Source organism: Aeromonas sp. 61P (genome assembly GCF_051919545.1).
Classification (GTDB): domain Bacteria; phylum Pseudomonadota; class Gammaproteobacteria; order Enterobacterales; family Aeromonadaceae; genus Aeromonas; species Aeromonas veronii.
Genome location: NZ_JBQBEL010000001.1, coordinates 3,726,558 through 3,743,620, shown reverse-complemented (window position 1 = coordinate 3,743,620; position 17,063 = coordinate 3,726,558). Strand labels below are relative to the sequence as shown.

At 59.8% G+C, this 17,063-nt stretch carries 18 protein-coding genes and 2 pseudogenes; 15 read left to right on the top strand and 5 right to left on the bottom strand.

The genetic code is table 11. From position 1 onward, the window contains the following. The gene (locus ACTG2O_RS17535; protein ID WP_005333848.1) at nt 1-1,455 is read left to right on the top strand and encodes a beta-barrel assembly-enhancing protease; all 1,455 of its coding nucleotides are present in this window, start codon (nt 1-3) and stop codon (nt 1,453-1,455) included. A 90-nt stretch (nt 1,456-1,545) separates the two neighbouring features. Here ACTG2O_RS17535 and ACTG2O_RS17530 read toward each other — a convergent pair whose 3' ends face one another. After that, a complete protein-coding gene (locus tag ACTG2O_RS17530) occupies nt 1,546-2,028 on the bottom strand; it encodes a TlpA family protein disulfide reductase (protein WP_439976403.1) in 483 nt (160 codons plus the stop codon). A gap of 60 nt (nt 2,029-2,088) precedes the next feature. Between ACTG2O_RS17530 and arsC the strand changes: the two genes are divergently transcribed. Continuing rightward, nucleotides 2,089-2,439, top strand: coding sequence for an arsenate reductase (glutaredoxin) (arsC, locus tag ACTG2O_RS17525; RefSeq protein ID WP_439976402.1), 351 nt, complete (start codon nt 2,089-2,091; stop codon nt 2,437-2,439). After that, nucleotides 2,436-2,819, top strand: a complete 384-nt coding sequence (locus ACTG2O_RS17520; RefSeq protein WP_019445364.1) for a DUF2069 domain-containing protein — start codon at nt 2,436-2,438, stop codon at nt 2,817-2,819. The genes arsC and ACTG2O_RS17520 overlap by 4 nt, the downstream gene beginning before the upstream one ends. A gap of 56 nt (nt 2,820-2,875) precedes the next feature. Here ACTG2O_RS17520 and ACTG2O_RS17515 read toward each other — a convergent pair whose 3' ends face one another. Both ACTG2O_RS17515 and ACTG2O_RS17510 read right to left on the bottom strand, forming a co-directional pair. Further along, a complete protein-coding gene (locus ACTG2O_RS17515; RefSeq protein ID WP_439976401.1) occupies nt 2,876-3,484 on the bottom strand; it encodes an ACP phosphodiesterase in 609 nt (202 codons plus the stop codon). A gap of 83 nt (nt 3,485-3,567) precedes the next feature. Further along, the gene (locus tag ACTG2O_RS17510) at nt 3,568-3,873 is read right to left on the bottom strand and encodes a hypothetical protein (RefSeq protein ID WP_019445362.1); all 306 of its coding nucleotides are present in this window, start codon (nt 3,871-3,873) and stop codon (nt 3,568-3,570) included. On the opposite strand from ACTG2O_RS17510, the gene ACTG2O_RS17505 reads away from it, so the two are divergent. Continuing rightward, complete coding sequence (locus ACTG2O_RS17505) at nt 3,872-4,654, top strand: ABC transporter substrate-binding protein (protein WP_019445361.1); 783 nt, start codon at nt 3,872-3,874, stop codon at nt 4,652-4,654. The two genes, ACTG2O_RS17510 and ACTG2O_RS17505, sit on opposite strands and share 2 nt — an antisense overlap. A gap of 66 nt (nt 4,655-4,720) precedes the next feature. Then, nucleotides 4,721-5,851: a beta-aspartyl-peptidase gene (iadA, locus tag ACTG2O_RS17500; protein ID WP_019445360.1), complete on the top strand. Its 1,131-nt coding sequence runs from the start codon at nt 4,721-4,723 to the stop codon at nt 5,849-5,851. A 93-nt stretch (nt 5,852-5,944) separates the two neighbouring features. Here the strand turns inward: iadA and ACTG2O_RS17495 are convergent. Further along, a protein-coding gene (locus ACTG2O_RS17495; RefSeq protein WP_439975195.1) for an IS3 family transposase occupies nt 5,945-7,164 on the bottom strand; the annotation gives its coding sequence in 2 pieces (ribosomal slippage) (nt 5,945-6,816 and nt 6,816-7,164; 1,221 coding nt in all). A 115-nt stretch (nt 7,165-7,279) separates the two neighbouring features. After that, nucleotides 7,280-8,182, bottom strand: a complete 903-nt coding sequence (locus tag ACTG2O_RS17490) for a lysine exporter LysO family protein (RefSeq protein WP_019445359.1) — start codon at nt 8,180-8,182, stop codon at nt 7,280-7,282. Between the two features lie 533 nt (nt 8,183-8,715). Here ACTG2O_RS17490 and ACTG2O_RS17485 point away from each other — a divergent pair. From ACTG2O_RS17485 to ACTG2O_RS17440, 10 genes and pseudogenes are all read left to right on the top strand, one after another. Further along, nucleotides 8,716-9,486 carry an ABC transporter ATP-binding protein gene (locus ACTG2O_RS17485; RefSeq protein ID WP_005337310.1) on the top strand — a complete coding sequence of 257 codons (771 nt, stop codon included), beginning with the start codon at nt 8,716-8,718 and terminating at the stop codon, nt 9,484-9,486. A gap of 49 nt (nt 9,487-9,535) precedes the next feature. Further along, entirely contained in the window at nt 9,536-10,309 is a 774-nt protein-coding gene (locus tag ACTG2O_RS17480) for an ABC transporter substrate-binding protein (protein ID WP_005337307.1), read from the top strand. 211 nt (nt 10,310-10,520) lie between these two features. Continuing rightward, nucleotides 10,521-11,261, top strand: coding sequence for an ABC transporter permease (locus tag ACTG2O_RS17475; RefSeq protein WP_005352911.1), 741 nt, complete (start codon nt 10,521-10,523; stop codon nt 11,259-11,261). A 3-nt stretch (nt 11,262-11,264) separates the two neighbouring features. Beyond that, on the top strand, nt 11,265-11,957 hold the full coding sequence (locus ACTG2O_RS17470; protein WP_005337302.1) for an ABC transporter permease: 693 nt from the start codon (nt 11,265-11,267) through the stop codon (nt 11,955-11,957). A 176-nt stretch (nt 11,958-12,133) separates the two neighbouring features. Beyond that, nucleotides 12,134-12,792 (top strand): annotated as a pseudogene (locus ACTG2O_RS17465) (TIGR01621 family pseudouridine synthase). Beyond that, on the top strand, nt 12,792-13,487 hold the full coding sequence (locus ACTG2O_RS17460) for a haloacid dehalogenase-like hydrolase (protein ID WP_019445069.1): 696 nt from the start codon (nt 12,792-12,794) through the stop codon (nt 13,485-13,487). The pseudogene ACTG2O_RS17465 and the gene ACTG2O_RS17460 overlap by 1 nt, the downstream one beginning before the upstream one ends. A gap of 224 nt (nt 13,488-13,711) precedes the next feature. Further along, nucleotides 13,712-14,848: a 4-hydroxyphenylpyruvate dioxygenase gene (gene hppD / locus ACTG2O_RS17455; RefSeq protein WP_019445070.1), complete on the top strand. Its 1,137-nt coding sequence runs from the start codon at nt 13,712-13,714 to the stop codon at nt 14,846-14,848. Continuing rightward, nucleotides 14,841-15,992 carry a homogentisate 1,2-dioxygenase gene (locus tag ACTG2O_RS17450; protein WP_019445071.1) on the top strand — a complete coding sequence of 384 codons (1,152 nt, stop codon included), beginning with the start codon at nt 14,841-14,843 and terminating at the stop codon, nt 15,990-15,992. Before hppD ends, ACTG2O_RS17450 begins: the two co-directional genes overlap by 8 nt. Further along, nucleotides 15,949-16,176, top strand: a pseudogene (locus ACTG2O_RS17445) (hypothetical protein); the annotation flags it as partial. The gene ACTG2O_RS17450 and the pseudogene ACTG2O_RS17445, both read left to right, overlap by 44 nt. A 99-nt stretch (nt 16,177-16,275) precedes the next feature. After that, nucleotides 16,276-16,998, top strand: a complete 723-nt coding sequence (locus tag ACTG2O_RS17440) for a fumarylacetoacetate hydrolase family protein (RefSeq protein WP_409013770.1) — start codon at nt 16,276-16,278, stop codon at nt 16,996-16,998. Nucleotides 16,999-17,063 lie beyond the last annotated feature (65 nt).

Below are 17,063 nucleotides of genomic sequence, written 5' to 3'. Positions count from 1 at the left end.
GTGGCACGTTTTTCCCCCCTGATGGCATCGCTTCCCCTGCTGGCTTCCCTGATGGGCGCCACGTTTCATGCCGAGGCCAACAATCAGCTTCCCGACATCGGCACGGCCGGGGTTGCTGCCCTGCCCATCGAGCAGGAAGTGCGTTACGGCAACGCTTTTATGCGCTTTGCCCGTGCGGGTCTGCCGATCATCGATGATCCGGTGCTGAGCCAGTACATTGACGATCTGGGTCAGCGATTGCTGACCAACGCCGATGGGGTACGTTTCCCGTTTACCTTCTTCCTCATCAATGATCCCAGCATCAACGCGGCCGCCTTCCTCGGCGGGCGAGTCAAGGTGCACACCGGCCTCTTCCTCTACGCCGACAGCGAGAGCGAGCTGGCCTCGGTACTGGCCCACGAAATCACCCACGTGACCCAGCGCCATATCGCCCGTTATATGGAAGCGCAGGCGAGCAGCTCGGCGGTGACCCTGGCCGGTCTGGTGGGCTCCATCGCGCTGGCGGTGATCAACCCGACCGCCGGTATCGCTGCGTTGCAGACTACGCTGGGCCTCTCCATGCAGTCGGCCATCAACTACACCCGCGACAACGAATATGAAGCGGATCGCATCGGCATGAAGACGCTTTATGATGCCGGTTTCGACCCCATGGGGATGGCCAACTTCTTCCAGAAACTGGCTGCCGAATACCGTTACGCCAGCAAGCCGCCGGAAATGCTGCTCACTCACCCGCTGCCGGAGACCCGGATCAGCGAGGCTCGCGCTCGGGCGGGCAGCTATGGCCGCCGCGACTTGCCGCCCAGTCTCGACTTCTGGCTGGCCAAGGTGCGGATTCAGGTGCGTTTTGGTACCGATACCCCGCAGGGGCTGCTGAGCTACTTCGATAGCCGGATCCAGAAGGGGGATTACCCGCTCAAGGATGCCGCCATCTATGGCAAGGCGCTGGCGCTGATCCAGCTCAAGCGCACCGACGAGGCTGATACCCTGATGCAGGAGCTGGCGGCCCGTCATCCGGAAGATCTCTTTATCGTCGATGCCCAGACCGACATCGATCTGGCCAAGGGGCGCAGTGCTCAGGCCATCGCGCGCCTCGAGAAGTTCCGCAGCCGGATGCCGGATAACGAAGTGGTGGTGGTCAACCTCGGCAACGCCTACCTCGAGAGCGGCAACTACAAGAAGTCCATCGCCATCCTCGACCCCTATGCCCGTGCCCATGAGGAGAATAATCTGGCCTGGAACCTGCTGGCCGATGCCTATCGCAAGGCGGGCAGAATGACCGAGCTGCATATGGCGCGGGCCGAGATGCTCGCACTGCGCGGGGATTATCAGGCGGCCATCGACGAGCTGATCGTGGCACGCGGTACCACCAGCGATCGGATGACCCTGGCTCGTCTGGAGGCGCGCATCACCGAGCTGGAGCGGGCCAAGAAGGATCTCGACAGCCTCAAGGGCTAACGAAACCTATCAAACAAGGGCGCACTATGGTGCGCCCTTGTTGTTTATGGCGGTGGCGTTGATGTGGGGGACGGTGATAGCAGCGATGGGCTAGTGACTCATGCCGCTGGCGGTCGCCTTGAGCATCTCGATCTGCTGCTGGTCGAGCTCGCCGACCAGCGTCTGCTTGAGCTTGCCCTCATTATCGAGCAGGTAGCTGGTAGGCAGGCCGCTTGGGCGAGGGAAGGGGAGCCTGGCATCTTCATTGGCAATAAGGAGCGGCACCTTGATGTGGTACTGCGCAGCCAGCTTGTCCAGCTCTGCTGGCGTGGTTGGGTCGTAGTTGATGGCCACCACTGTGATCTGGCCCTCCGCTGCCAGCCCGTTGAGGCGCGGCATCTCGCGCAGGCAGGGGGCGCACCAGGGGGCGAAGTAGTTGACCAGGATCGGCTTGCCGGCAAAGTGGCGCAGGCTGACCGACTGCCCTGTTGCATCGGTAAATTCGGGGGCGGGCGTGCAGGCGCCCAGCAGGCCAGCCACAATCAGCCAACAAATTCGTTTCAATTCCTTTCCACTGCCGCTTACCCTGACCATCACTTTCCCCTACAATAGCGCCGTTTCTTGTCCCATCTTGCGATTAATCAGGGAGTTACCATGAGCGAGACCCAAATCTACCACAATCCGCGCTGCTCCAAGAGTCGCGAAACCCTGGCCCTGCTGGAACAGCACGGGATCGCCCCTGATGTGGTGCTCTATCTGGAGCAGGCCCCGAGCGAAGATGAGATCCACAACCTGCTCTCTCTGCTCGGTTTTAGCGATCCCCGCCAGCTGATGCGCACCAAGGAAGAGCTCTACAAGGATCTGGGATTGGCCGATGTCAGCGGTGATGCCCTTATTCGCGCCATGCACCAGCATCCCAAGCTGATCGAGCGCCCCATCGTCATCAAGAATGGTCAGGCCCGCATTGGTCGCCCGCCGGAGCAGGTGCTGGAGATCCTCAAGTGAGCACCCGCTTCGCACGTCTGCTGACTCTGGTCGGCTTCTTTGGTCTGCTGGGCTGGGTCATCCTCTGGCATCTGTGGCTGTCACCCCACCCGGACCTCAACCCCTGGCTGCTGCCGGTGATCTGGACGGTGCCGCTGCTCTTCCCTCTCAAGGGGATAGTGCAGGGCAACCCCTACACCCACGCCTGGGGCAACTTCGTGTTGATGCCCTATTTCCTCCACGCCCTCACCCTGATCACCACGGATGAGGGGGAGCGGTGGCTGGCGGTGGTGGAGCTGGTCTTCACCACTCTCGCTTTTGTCGGCACCATCTATTACGCCCGACTGCGTGGTCGGGAGCTGGGCTTAAGCATTCGCAAAAAGAAAGACGAAGCCAACTGATGACAAACGCCCCGCAAGGGGCGTTTTTTATGGGGAAGCAGCTCTATCCAGAGGGATCACTGTGCCCCTTGCGCTGCCCGATATTGGGCCAGCTGTTGCTGGCTAAAGTCCATCAGCTGGGGATAGAAGCGCAGAAATCCCGCCTCGCATGTTTGCCACTGCGACTTATCGAGGGTCAGCAGCGCCTCTCCCAGTTGTACCGGGCGGCGCAGTCGGCGGCCGATGCCATTCAGCGCTTGCCCCAGCCCCTCCCTGTGGCGGTAGGAGGCGATCCAGTTCTGCTCGGCCATCCGTTTGAGGGGGAGTGGCAGTCCGTCCGGCAGGCGTGGGTGATCCGCCAATAGCTGCTCATAACTGCGTTGCAGGAAGCGGGGCAGGGGCTCGGTGCTGAACAGTCCCCAGTGCAGGCTCAGCCAGTGGTCGTAGATCATATCCACCACTATGCCGCCAAAGCGGCGCCAGGGGGCCTCGAAACAGGCGACGGCCGCCTTGTGCTCGGGGTGGCCATCGGTGAAAGCGTCAATTTTGCGGTGCAACCAGATCCCCTCATCGAAGTGGGCGGCAAGCCCCGTGGGCAGCGTGCCTTTGACGAAATCGCCGAGCAGGTTGCCGGTGAGGGAGCTTCGGGTGTGGGCAGCCAGATGGAGATGGGCCAGAAAATTCATCGGTTGCTGTGGGTCTTTTATGGGATGGCAAGGTGCTTCGAGCCTAACTGATCCCGCCCGCCTTGACCATGATCGGGATTTTGCTACTGCCTGGCGGCTGCCTCTTGCCGGGCAAAATTCGGGCGTGCTAAGGTGATTGCCATCTTTGTCACAGGACGCGACAAACCACCATGATGCGCAAAGCCAGAGGCTTTTTTCTGGCCTTCTACTTCAAGCCTTTCTATCTCTCCGAGTGGTTCGACGAATAGATCGAACCTCTGGAGCAGTTCACTGACGCCCGCTCGGGCGTGATCTCGCTCATCCAGATTTTGCCGCTTTTGGTCATCGCATGCTTTCGCCTGCGGTGCCTTGTCCGCGCCTGTGCGCTTTTTATGTAATGGAGTACTCATGATGAAGATCAGACTGACCCTCTCAGCCCTGTTTGTTGCCAGCCTGCTGGCCACCCCCGCCATGGCCAAGGAGTGGAAAACCGTGCGCTTCGGGGTGGAGGGGGCCTACCCGCCCTTCTCCTGGACCGATGCGTCGGGCGAGATCAAGGGGTTTGATATCGATCTCGCCAACGCCCTGTGTCAGCAGATGGCGGTCAAGTGCGAGCTGGTGGCGCAGGATTGGGACGGCATGATCCCGGCCCTGTTGTCGCGCAAATACGATGCCATCATCGCCGCCATGTCGATCACCGACGAGCGGCGCCAGAAGGTCGATTTCACCGAGAAATATGCCCATATTCCCAATCGCTTTGTGGCGGCCAAGGGGACCGAGCTGACGCTGACCCCGGAAGGCATGGCGGGCAAGCGCATCGGGGTGCAGCGGGCCACCACCCACGACAAGTACCTGACCGACAATTTTGGCTCGAATGTCACCATTGTCCGTTACGGCAATGCCGATGAGGCCTATCTCGATCTGAAAGCGGGTCGGGTGCTGGCCCTGCTGGCCGATGCCTCTGCCATTGAGCAGGGGCTGCTTGGCAAAGAGGGGGGCGACAAGTTCGACTATGTGGGGCCCGCCCTGACCGATCGCCAGTGGTTTGGTGATGGCATGGGGATCGCCGTGCGCAAGAGTGATAAGGAGCTCAAGGGCAAGCTGGACGAGGCGATCAAGGCCCTGCGTGCCAATGGCACCTATCAGCAGATCAACCAGAAGTACTTCAAGTACGATATATATGGTGGTTGACAGTGGGAGGGAGCTTGCTCCCTCTCTTTTCATTGGGCAAGCGACAATCGTGCAAGGAGGATCGCCATGTTGACCCTGATCGAGGGGGCCGAGATCTTCAGCCCCTCCCACCTTGGCCAGCAGGATCTGCTGGTGGCCGATGGCCGCATTGCCTGGATGGGCCAGGGGCTGACTGTGCCTGAAAACTGGCCGCTGCACAGGGTCGATGGTCGTGGCCACTATCTGGTGCCCGGGTTGGTAGATCCGCTGGCCCATATCACCGGCGGCGGCGGTGAAGGTGGCTTTGCCTTTCGCACCCCTGAGCTGGCGGCGAGCGAGGCGCTCAGGGCCGGTGTCACTACGCTGGTGGCGGCGCTTGGCACCGACAGCCTGACCCGCACTCCCGCGCAGGTGCTCGGCAAGGTGCGCGAGTTTCGCGCCGCCGGGGTGAGCGCGTTTATGTATAGCGGCTCTTACCATCTGCCGGTCAAGACCCTGACCGGCACGGTGGAGTCGGACATCATCCTGATCCCCGAGGTATTGGGGGTGGGGGAGGTGGCCATCAGTGACCACAGATCCAGTGCGCCGACCCACGATGAGCTGGCCAGGCTTGCCAGCGAGGCGCGAGTAGCCGGGCTGCTTGCGGGCAAGAGCGGGGTCAGCTTCTTCCATGTCGGGGATGGCAAGGGGGCATTGGCCCCCCTGCGGGCCCAGCGCGATAAGACCGACATTCCGCTGCGCCAGCTCTATCCGACTCACTGCAACCGCAACCCCTGGCTCTTTGCCGAGGCCATCGAGTGGGGCAAGGCGGGAGGTTGGGTCGACCTCACCACCTCGAGCTTTCCCGATCTGCTGGAGGATGGCGAGCGGCTTGCCGCCGATGCGTTTCTCGAGCTGCTGGCCGCCAATGTGCCTGCCGATCGCATCACCTTCAGCTCGGATGCCAACGCCAGCCTGCCGCGCTTTGATGGCGAAGGGCGGCTAATCGAGATGCGCTGCGGCCAGATTTCCAGCCTGTGGCAGCAGTGCGTGCGCGCGACACGGCTCGGTGTCTCGCTGGAGAGGGCGTTGGCCGTGGTGACGAGCAATCCGGCGCAGGCGCTGGGGCTTGGTAGCAAGGGGCGTATCGGGGTCGGGCAGGATGCGGATCTGCTGCTGGTGCACGACCGGACGTTTGCTATCGAACGGGTGATGAGTGGCGGCCAGTGGCGCGAATAAGGCTGCGGGCAATATCGCAGCCAGTGCGAGTGCGTGGTTGCTCCTGTCTAGTCCTGAAATAGGTTTACACATTTTCGGCTAGCTTTGCTCCACTCAGAACCCCCTATGTACCGCATCGGGGGTTCTGTATTTCAACGCATGATGCGGCCGCTCCGCGTTGTAAATATCCACTGCTTCACGCACCATTTCCCGCGCTTGCGTCAAATCCTGCGGGCTTTGCAACAATAACTCTCCTTTCAAAATCCCGTTCACCCGCTCCGCCAACGCATTCTGGTAGCAGTCATACCCATCCGTCATCGAGCATTTCACCCCGTACCGTTCATGTAATGACTGATACAGCCCAGAGCAATACTGCACGCCGCGGTCAGAGTGATGGATGAGTTCACCGCCGCCACGTCGTTGCTTCAGTGCTTTCTTGAACGCCATCGCCACCGATTCGGCGTGCATCCCTTCGTGCACGTGATGGCCCACTATCTTGCGTGAGTAGGCATCCGTCACCAGGCTCAGGTACAGCGGCCCGCTTCTGGCTGGCAGATAGGTGATATCAGCGACCCAGACCTGCTCCGGGGCCACCGGTGTGACCTGCTCTGGCCCCGCCTTGAGCAAGTTGGGATGACGGTAGAAACGGTGAAAACTGTGGGTGGTCTTGTGATACGCCCGCCTGGGCTGCACCAGCAGGCGGTGCTCGGCCAATATCTGAAACAGCCTGTCCCGCCCGACCTTGAGCCCGCCATCATCCTGACCCTGCAGCAGATAATGCAGCTTGCGAGTGCCCACCCGCGGTTGTCGCAGTCGAACCTGACGCACAAAACGCACCACTTGCAATCCCTGTGCATGGCGCTCGTCGGCGACCCGATTGCGCTTGTAGTAAGCCTGCCGGCTTATCCCCAGAAACAGGCAAGCCCTGACAATGGTCAGCCTCTCGACTTGCCGCTGCGAGAGGACTTGCCGGGTCGCTTTTTTACGATGGAGACGCCGTAGTCATTCTTCAGTACATCGACGACGGCCTCAAAGAACTGGGCCTTCTGACTCATCAACGCCAGCTGTTGCTCAAGTTCCTTGATGCGCTGTTCGGGCGTCTGATTGTCGTGGTCAGGCATGGTGATGCTCCTGCCGGCACGCACAGAAGCCCCCTGGCTCCAATCTTGCCGACCATGTTTACGCAACCATACCAGAACGGTGGAGCGGCCCTGAATGCCATAACGCACCTGAGCCTGTTTGTAGGTGAGCTCGCCTTTTTCAATCTGCTCGACCAGCGCCAGTTTAAAAGTCAGCGAGTAATCGCGCTGTGTCCGTTTCACACCTTGTCCCATCGGGCTCTCCATTTATTGGGGGGAAAGGTGTAAACCATATTCAGGACGGGACATCCAAACAGCAAAAGCCCGACAACAAGGTCGGGCTTTTTTATCTGCAATGTGGGAATCAGGCTTAGAGCGCCAGAAACCCGAGGATCAGGATGGGGCCGAGCAGGCTCAGGATAAAGCCGGAGACAATGGCCACCGGCACCACCTGAATGCCCCCTGATTTCTGGATGACCGGCAGGGTGAAGTCCAGCGCCGTGGCACCGCCGTAACCGATGGCCGCCGAGGGGTGGCGTCGCATCAGGACCGGGATGATCAGAATAGCGATAAGCTCGCGCCCAAGATCGTTGATAAAGGCAGCAGAACCGAGCACCGGCCCCAGTTTGTCGGCCACCAGAATGCCGGAGAGCGAATACCAGCCGAAGCTCGAGCTCATCGCCAGACCATGGGCAAAGGGCATCCCCAGCAATTGGGCCGCCAGCAGGCTGCCCAGCCAGCTGCTGAGGATGACGGTGGCGGCTATCTTCATCCCCCAGGGGTTGAGCAGGATCTGGCGCAGCCGCATGCCGGAGTTGCGCATCTGCACCCCGATGAGAAACAGCAGCAGCATCAGGGCCCACTCGCTCCACTTGTCGATGGGCAGGGCGCGCAGATCTACCAGTAGACCCAGCAGCACACCGCCGAGCACCACAAAGCAGAGCTGCAGGGATTCCCACAGCAGGTGCAACTTGCCCGGCATCTTGGCATCGCTCGCCTCATGGGTCGGCGGTGTGCGCTTGTCGAGCCACCAGAGGGCCAGCAGGTTGCAGACCGTGATCGCGGTCAGCATCACCCCGGCGACCTTGAAGATCACCGCCAGATTGCTGCCCAGGTTCTCCACATAGGCAAGCCCGAGCCCCATCAGAAACAGAATGAGGTAGACCATCTTGCCCAGACTCTGGTTGACCAGCTTGATCAGCCGTGCAGAGGAGAGGGGAATCAGATAGCCGATTGCCAGTGGCAACAAGATCAGCAACACATTGAGCAGCATCGAGGCCTCGATCACAAAAACTGATAAAAATACCACCTTATCATTACTTATTGGCTCTGTGTCACATATCTATCGCTTTCATGGTCGAAAACAGCCCTTTTGGGGACAGATTGTTACTTTTTTGCCACAACCTCTCTGTTTGATAAGGTTCTGTGCGAGCCCGAGTGCACCAATGAAATCAAGTTGATCCAATCGGGGGGCCGATATTTCGCTCGGCAAGGGGGTGCATAAAGCCATTTTGGTGCCGGTTTGGCACACATCACGCTTTTCTCTTGCCACTGATATGATTGGGGTATAAAAAGGCGTTATCGGAATAGCCATTGAAACGGCTGCTTATGCAAATAAAGTGCTGAAAAATACGCAAAGAGCGAATAAAAATAGAGCGAATCCCCTGAAGACCCTCGTTCTGTATTGTTTTTTCACTATCCGGGTGATATTTTCGCTGAAGGTTGCCATCGGTTAACTTTTTGTTAAATGGACGATGGTTGAGTCACGCCCCCTGCGGCGTCTAGGGACAGACAAGGTTGTAATGGATGAGCGACGTTGCCGCACTGGAAGTACGTGATCTGCACAAATATTTTGGCACCCACGAAGTGCTCAAGGGCATCGACATGACCGCCCACAAGGGGGATGTGATCTCCCTTATCGGCTCCTCCGGCTCGGGGAAGTCGACTTTTCTTCGCTGTATCAATCTGCTCGAAACCCCCTCATCCGGCACCGTCTCGCTCCATGGCGAACTGATCCGGATGAAAACCAGCCGCGCCGGCGAGCGGTTGCCCGAGGATATGCGTCAGGTGGAGCGGATCCGCAGCCGGCTGGCCATGGTGTTTCAAAGTTTCAATCTCTGGTCACACATGACCATCATGCAGAACATCATCGAAGTGCCGATCCAGGTGCTCAAGGTGCCTCGCGCCGAAGCACTGGCCAAGGCAGAGCAACTGCTCAACCGGGTTGGACTCTGGGAGCGGCGTGACTACTATCCTGGCCACCTCTCCGGTGGTCAGCAGCAGCGGGCCGCCATTGCCCGTGCGCTGGCGGTAGAGCCCGAGGTGATGCTGTTTGACGAACCCACCTCGGCGCTGGATCCCGAGCTGGTAGGGGAGGTGCTCGGCCTGATGCGCGAGCTGGCCGAAGAGGGGCGCACTATGCTGGTGGTGACCCACGAGATGTCGTTTGCCCGGGATGTATCGAACAAGGTGATGTTTCTGCATCAGGGGCGGGTGGAAGAGGAGGGCAACCCCAAGGAGATTTTCGCCCATCCCAAATCCGAGCGGTTCAAGCAATTCATCTCCTCCATCTACTGATGGCGGGATGCCTGGTTACCCAATCAACTGTTTTATCAAGGAGAGATACATGAACAAGCTGATGCTGGCGACAGCCGTAGTTACTGCCCTTGCGTCCGGTAGCCTGATGGCCAAGGAGTGGAAAGAGGTCCGGATCGGGGTTGAGGGTGCCTATCCCCCCTTCTCCTGGACCGAGCCCAGTGGCGAGGTGAAAGGCTTTGATATCGACATCGCCAACGCCCTGTGCGAAGAGATGAAAGTGAAGTGCACCCTGGTCAAGCAGGACTGGGACGGCATCATTCCGGCGCTGTTGTCGCGCAAGTTTGACGCCATCATCGCCACCATGGACATCACAGAAGAGCGCAAGAAGAAGGTGGACTTCACCCAGAAGTACCAGCACATTCCGGCCCGCTTTGCCGCCAAGAAGGGCACTGATGTGCAGCTCGACAAAGCCTTTATGGAAGGCAAGTCCGTCGCAGTGCAGCGTGCAACCTCCATGGATACCTTTATTACCGACAACTTCCCCAATGCCACCATCAAGCGTTACGGCACCGCCGATGAAGCCTATCTCGATCTGAAATCCGGTCGTGTGGACTATGTGCTGGCCGACTCTGCCGCCATCACCGACGGTCTGTTGAAGAAAGAGGGCGGTGATGCCTTTGAATTCGTCGGCCCGAAACTGACCGATCCCAAGTGGTTTGGCGAGGGTGCCGGTATTGCGGTGCGCAAGGCTGACAAGGATCTGAAAGAGAAATTCAATGCCGCTATTCTGGCGCTGCGTGCCAACGGCAAGTACAAGGAAATCAACGACAAGTACTTCGAGTTCGACGTTTACGGAGAGTAAAACAAAGAGACGTTTACGGCGAGTAAGTCCAAAAACGTCTACGGCAAATAACGACAGGTTGATCCCGTCAGTAGTCATCGGGCCCGTCACCTCCCTGAGGGAGTTTACGGGCCCGCATTGATTGCAATGGAGCTGCACATATTTCATTCGGACTGCTATGGAGCCTTCTGGTTAGCAGGTGCGTGAAGATTCAGTGGCGATGGAGCTGCATATGTTTGATTTGAAAGGATACGAAGCCTCGCTGCTGGAGGGCGCCTGGGTCACCCTGGAAGTGGCGCTGGCCTCCCTGCTGCTGGCGTTGCTGCTGGGGATGCTGGGGGCGCTGGCCAAACTCTCTCCCTACAAGTGGGCCAGGGCCATCGCCACCGGCTACACCACCATCATTCGCGGCATCCCCGATCTGGTGCTGATGATGCTGCTCTTCTTTGGCGGCCAGGTGCTGATCAACGGTATCTGCACCTGGGTCAACGAGACTTACAACAGCTGGTTACTGGAGAGTAATCCCAATCAGGAGTGGGTCTCCCTGCTTCCGGACTATATCGACATCAGCCCCTTTGTGGCCGGTGTCGCGACCATCGGTTTTATCTTCGGCGCCTACATGACCGAGACCTTTCGCGGCGCCATTCTGGCGGTGGACAAAGGCGAGCTGGAGGCAGCACGGGCCTTTGGCATGCGGGCAACCCAGGTGTTTGTGCGGATCCTCTTCCCCCAGATGATGCGCCACGCTTTGCCGGGGTTTGGCAACAACTGGCTGGTGCTGCTGAAAACCACCGCGCTGGTCTCCATTATCGGCCTTGATGACATGGTGCGCAAAGCCTCGCTGGCGGCGGGCTCGACCCAGCAACCCTTCACCTTCTACATGGCGGTGGCGTTGATCTTCCTGATCTTCACCGCAGTCTCCACCTCGGCGCTCAAGTGGGCCGAGCGTCACTATGCCATCAAGACGAGGTAAGCCATGGATTTCTCAATCATTCTCAAAGAGTGGCCCACCTACTGGGAGGGGCTCTATACCACCGTCTGGCTGGTGGCCCTCTCTCTGATCCTTGGGTTGATGCTGGCGGTGCCCATGGGCATCCTGCGTAATAGCCGCAACTGGCTGATCAAGGGGCCGATCTGGGCCTATATCTACTTCTTTCGCGGCACCCCGCTGCTGGTGCAGCTCTTTATCATCTACTACGGCGCCGCCCAGTGGGAGTGGCTGAAGAACAGTGCCGCCTGGTCGCTCTTCTCCGAAGCCTGGTTCTGTGCGCTGCTGGCTTTCACCCTCAATACCGCCGCCTATACCGCCGAGATCGTGCGCGGGGCGGTGCACAATATGCCGCGCGGCCAGATTGAGGCTGCCAACGCCTTTGGCATGACCCGCTGGCAGACCCTGACCCGGATCATTTTGCCCAACTCGTTTCGTCGGGCACTGCCGGCTTACAGCAACGAGGTGATCTTCATGCTGCAGGGTTCGGCGGTGGCGGGCATCATCACCATCGTCGATCTGACCGGTGCGGCGCGGATCATCAACTCTCGCTACTACAGTCCGTTCGAGGCGTTTTTGACCGCAGGGCTGCTCTATATGCTGCTCACCTTTGTCATCGTCTGGCTGTTCAAGAAGTGGGAAGCGCGCTGGCACGCCCACCTGCGCCCGCGCAATGTGTAAGGTGTGATCTGCCAAGATGAGCGAAAATGGCCCCGCCTGCTGCAGGTGGGGCCATTTTTTATCTTTATCCTCTGCCCGCCCGGTTTGCCAAATGGCGGATGAGCAGGGAGAATGCAGCACTCCCGAGCGCAGTCAGTCGTTGGCTGCATGCCTTATTCCCCAGTTCCCGAGGTTTTATGTACCGGATATTGTTTGAGCATCCCGCTTTCCTGGTTATCGACAAGCAGCCCGGCATCGGCATGCACGACGAGAAGGACGACGGTGAGGCGGTCAATCCGGGACTGGTCAATCGCGTGAAGGCCGATACCGGGCTCACTCTCTATCCGGTACACCGGCTCGACAAGATGACCTCCGGCTTGTGCTGCTGGCCCGCACCACAGAGGCGAACCGTGAGCTGAGCATGGCTTTTGCGGCCCGCGAGGTGAGCAAGCAGTATCTGGCGCTCTCCGATCGCAAACCCAAGAAGAAGCAGGGTTGGGTGAAGGGGGATATGCAAAAGGGGCGCGGCGGCAGCTGGATGCTGGCGCGCACGCTGGATAATCCTGCTATCAGCTGGTTTGATTCGGTGCCGGTGCGCGAGGGGCTGCGGCTCTATCGCATCAAACCGCAGACCGGCAAGACCCACCAAATCCGGGTTGCCCTCAAAAGTATCGGCGCCCCCATTCTCGGGGATGAGCGCTATGGCGGCACGCCAGCCGATCGCGGCTATCTGCATGCCTGGCGATTGAGTTTTACCCTGGCGGGCGAGCCGTTCGACTTTGTATGTCCGCCCGATGTGGGGAGTGAATTTGTCACTCCCGAGCTCACGGCAGCCATCGCTGCCCTTGCGCCCTGATGCTTATGCGCCCAGCGTCTGACACCATTATCCATTCAGCGATAGATCGTGATCCTGACGGGGGCACTCCGCGCTGGATCCTGGCCGACTTTGACGACACCCTGGCCCCCGGCGACAGCCACGCCGGTCTGCTGTGCTATATCCTGCGCCGTCGGATCTGGCCGCTGCTGCTGTTGCCAGTGATTGCGCTGGGTGGGTTGGTCTATTTGCTGCCAAGTCAGCGGCGGCGCGGTATCTCCCTGATCTGGTGGGCCATCACGCTTTGGCTCTCTCCCCTCGGCTGGCGCAAGCTGGTGCGCGCCTATTGCCGCACCAGGCCGGGGCTGTATCGTCAGGCTCGCGAATTGCTGCAAAGCGAGGGGGCGCGCTGCTGGGTGATCTCCGCCAGCCCCTGCGCGCTGGTGCGGGCCCAGCTCTATCAGCAACTGCCCGGCCAGTTGCCCCACCGGATCATTGGCTCGCAGATGCACTACCGTTTTGGCGGCCTGATGCCCCGCTTCTATTGCCACGGCCAGCACAAGCTGTTGCCAGAGATTTGCGCCCTCGATGCCGAGCTGGCCTTGAGCGACAGCCTGCACGATCTGCCGCTGCTGGAGTTGGGGAAAGAGGCGTGGTTGATCAATCCGACGCCTGTGCGACTGCAAAAGGCCCGGGCCTGCTTGCCCCATCTGATGGTCAAAAACTGGCAACTGTAATGCAAAGCTGACAGCCATACTGGTCGTCACCGTTTGATCCGCAGGGCTGCGGCTTGAATGTCACAATTCATTTACATCTTTTGCTGCCAGCTGCGAAAAACTATCTGCAACCCGCCTCTTCTCTTCCTGCTACACCCTGCCTCTAATGAAACAAGTTGTTAACACTTGCTGCGCCGCTGCGTGCCGCAATCCGTTTTAACCGAATCAAGAGCAAGGAGCGCCCGATGAATGCCACCTCTTCCGCCACCCATACCATCAATCCGTTAGGCACAGACGGTTTCGAGTTTGTCGAGTACACAGCCCCCGATGCCAAGGGGATTGCCGCCCTCAAGAGCCTGTTTGTTTCGCTCGGGTTTGCCGAGGTCGCCAAGCACAAACACAAGCAGTGCTGGCTCTACCGGCAGGGGGATATCAACTTCGTGGTCAATGCTGAGCCTCACTCCCAGGCGGAGCAGTTTGCCAGCCTGCACGGGCCGAGCGTTTGCGGCATGGCATTTCGGGTGAGCGATGCGGGCAAAGCCCAGCAGTACGCCATCGCCAAGGGGGCCAAGCCCTTTGTTGGCAAAATTGGCCCCATGGAACTCAATATTCCCGCCATCTACGGTATCGGCGAGAGCACGCTCTCCTTTGTCGACCGTTATGGCGACAAGGGCTCCATCTATGACGTGGATTTTGTCTTCTACCCCGACTGGCAGTCCCGTATGGCAGAGGTAGATGCCGGTCTTATGGAGATCGATCACCTGACCCATAACGTGCATCGCGGCAATATGGATGTCTGGTCCAACTTCTATGAGCGGATCGGCAACTTCCGCGAAATTCGCTACTTCGATATCGAGGGCAAGCTGACCGGGCTGCATTCACGCGCCATGACCGCCCCCTGCGGCAAGATCCGCATCCCCATCAACGAGTCGGCGGATGACAAGTCCCAGATTGAGGAGTACCTGCGTCAGTACAAGGGGGAGGGGATCCAGCACATCGCCATGGCCTCCAGCGATATCTACCACACCATCCGTACCCTGCGCAGTCGCGGTACCGGCTTTATGCCGACGCCCGATACCTACTACGAGAAGGTGAACAGCCGGGTCGAGGGGCATCAGGAGGATCTGGCGGCCCTCAAAGAGCTGCGCATCCTCATCGACGGCTCCCCCACCAAGGATGGCATCCTGCTGCAGATCTTTACCGACACCGTGATAGGCCCGGTCTTCTTCGAGATTATCCAGCGCAAGGGCAACGAAGGGTTTGGCGAGGGCAATTTCAAGGCACTGTTTGAATCGATCGAGCTGGACCAGATCCGCCGTGGCGTGCTGGATGGCGGTGAGGATGAGAAGGGTGCCCGCAAAGAGGGAGCGAGCAATGCGTAACTGGATTAACTTCCCCCATCGGGAGGGGACCCACTCCCGACAGGCCCATGCCGACCTGCCGGAACAGGCCATCTATGAGCGCGAGCTGGGGCGCAGCGGCTTTTTTGGCCCCGCTACCCACATGCACCACAAGCATGCCCCCACCGACTGGAGCAGTTGGGAGGGGCCGCTGCGGCCACGGTTGTTTGACCTTAATGCCCTGCAAGAGGAGGTGAGTTCCCTCTCCCCTTGGGTGGCTCCCGACATTCTCAGCAACCCCCACTGCCGCTATCGCATCTGGCGGCTCTCCGAGGCGATGCCGTTTCTGGTGCGCAACGCCGACGGTGACGAGCTGCTCTTTATCCACGAGGGGGGCGGCGAGTTCTTCTGCGACTACGGCCACCTTACTCTGCGCGATGGCGACTACGTGGTGATCCCCCGCGGCACCATGTGGCGCATCGAGCCGACGGCGCCCCTGTTTATCCTGATGATCGAGGCGACCAACGACAGCTACCAGCTGCCGGACAAGGGGCTGGTGGGTAATCACGCCATCTTCGACCCGACGGCGCTCGATGTGCCCGCCATCAATGAGCACTTTTTAGCCCAGCAGGATGAGAATCCCTGGTCGCTGCAGGTGAAGCGCCACGATCAGGTATCGGTCATCACCTGGCCGTTCAACCCGCTGGATGCGCAGGGGTGGCACGGGGATTTGTGCGTGGTGCGCCTCAACTGGCGGGATATTCGCCCGCTGATGAGCCACCGCTACCATCTGCCGCCGTCGGCCCATTCGACCTTTGTGGCGAGCCGCTTCGTGATTTGTACCTTTGTGCCGCGCCCCATCGAGAGCGATCCCGGCGCCCTCAAGGTGCCCTTCTATCACAGCAATGACGATTATGATGAGGTGCTCTTTTACCACGCCGGGGACTTCTTCAGCCGGGACAATATCGAGCGGGGCATGGTCACCTTCCATCCCGCCGGTTTCACCCACGGCCCCCATCCCAAGGCGTTTGCGGCAGGGCAGGCCTATGCCAAGAAGTTCACCGACGAGGTGGCGGTGATGCTCGATACCCGCGATGCGCTGAACGTTGGCAGTCTGTGCGAAGGGATCGAGAACACCCGGTATGTCTCCAGCTGGCAGCGCCCGGACGCTGCTGCCGGCAAATAAGGAATCGCTTATGAAATTGGCAACATTGAACAATGGCAAGCGCGATGGCGCTTTGGTGGTGGTGAGCCGGGATCTGACCCGGGCTGTACGGGTGAGCGAGATTGCTCCCACCCTGCAGGCCGCTCTCGACGAGTGGGCCGAGGTTGCCCCCAGGCTGGAGGCTGTCTATCAGCAGCTTAACGAAGGCCGTGCGGCCGAGGCGTTCCCCTTTGACGAAGCGTCTTGCCTCTCTCCGCTGCCGCGCGCCTATCAGTGGGCCGATGGCAGCGCCTACGTCAACCATGTGGAGCTGGTGCGCAAGGCGCGCGGCGCCGAGATGCCGGAGAGCTTCTGGCACGATCCGTTGATGTATCAGGGGGGCTCCGACAGTTTTCTCGCCCCCCGTGGCCCCATCGTGATGGGTTCGGAAGAGTGGGGGATCGATTTCGAGTCGGAAGTCGCCATCATCACCGACGACGTGCCGATGGGGGTGAGCCCGCAGGGGGCCGCCAGTCACGTCAAGCTGCTGATGCTGGTCAACGATGTGAGCCTGCGCAACCTCATTCCGGGGGAGCTGGCCAAGGGCTTTGGCTTCTTTCAGTCCAAGCCGTCTAGCGCCTTCTCGCCGGTGGCCATCACCCCGGACGAGCTCGGCGATGACTGGCGCGATGGCAAGGTGCTGCTGCCCCTGCACACCCATCTGAATGGTGCCCTGTTTGGCGCACCTGATGCCGGGGTGGACATGACCTTCAGCTTCTTCGATCTGATTGCCCATGCCGCCAAGACCCGTCCCCTTGGCGCTGGCTGCATCATCGGCTCGGGCACCGTCTCCAACTACGATCGCAGCGCCGGTTCATCCTGCATCGCCGAGCGCCGCATGCTGGAAATTCTTGATTGTGATCAAGCTATAACCCCCTATTTGCAGTTTGGTGATAGAGTGTCGATCGCGATGGAAGATCGCTCTGGCCAAAACCTGTTTGGCACCATCTCTCAACAGGTGGTGCCAGCGAGCGGTCAGGGAGGTTGATGGCCAGCGCCGGTTGGCGGCAAGGATTTTCGGGATATGTCCGGATCACGACGAACCCTCAACCG

Bases quoted from the DNA above. Each gene is read 5' to 3' on its own strand.
- ACTG2O_RS17530 (WP_439976403.1), bottom strand. From the start codon at position 2,028: ATGGTCAGGGTAAGCGGCAGTGGAAAGGAATTGAAACGAATTTGTTGG.
- arsC (WP_439976402.1), top strand. From the start codon at position 2,089: ATGAGCGAGACCCAAATCTACCACAATCCGCGCTGCTCCAAGAGTCGC.
- ACTG2O_RS17515 (WP_439976401.1), bottom strand. From the start codon at position 3,484: ATGAATTTTCTGGCCCATCTCCATCTGGCTGCCCACACCCGAAGCTCC.
- ACTG2O_RS17505 (WP_019445361.1), top strand. From the start codon at position 3,872: ATGATGAAGATCAGACTGACCCTCTCAGCCCTGTTTGTTGCCAGCCTG.
- ACTG2O_RS17510 (WP_019445362.1), bottom strand. From the start codon at position 3,873: ATGAGTACTCCATTACATAAAAAGCGCACAGGCGCGGACAAGGCACCG.
- iadA (WP_019445360.1), top strand. From the start codon at position 4,721: ATGTTGACCCTGATCGAGGGGGCCGAGATCTTCAGCCCCTCCCACCTT.
- ACTG2O_RS17490 (WP_019445359.1), bottom strand. From the start codon at position 8,182: ATGCTGCTCAATGTGTTGCTGATCTTGTTGCCACTGGCAATCGGCTAT.
- ACTG2O_RS17485 (WP_005337310.1), top strand. From the start codon at position 8,716: ATGAGCGACGTTGCCGCACTGGAAGTACGTGATCTGCACAAATATTTT.
- ACTG2O_RS17480 (WP_005337307.1), top strand. From the start codon at position 9,536: ATGAACAAGCTGATGCTGGCGACAGCCGTAGTTACTGCCCTTGCGTCC.
- ACTG2O_RS17475 (WP_005352911.1), top strand. From the start codon at position 10,521: ATGTTTGATTTGAAAGGATACGAAGCCTCGCTGCTGGAGGGCGCCTGG.
- ACTG2O_RS17470 (WP_005337302.1), top strand. From the start codon at position 11,265: ATGGATTTCTCAATCATTCTCAAAGAGTGGCCCACCTACTGGGAGGGG.
- ACTG2O_RS17460 (WP_019445069.1), top strand. From the start codon at position 12,792: ATGCTTATGCGCCCAGCGTCTGACACCATTATCCATTCAGCGATAGAT.
- hppD (WP_019445070.1), top strand. From the start codon at position 13,712: ATGAATGCCACCTCTTCCGCCACCCATACCATCAATCCGTTAGGCACA.
- ACTG2O_RS17450 (WP_019445071.1), top strand. From the start codon at position 14,841: ATGCGTAACTGGATTAACTTCCCCCATCGGGAGGGGACCCACTCCCGA.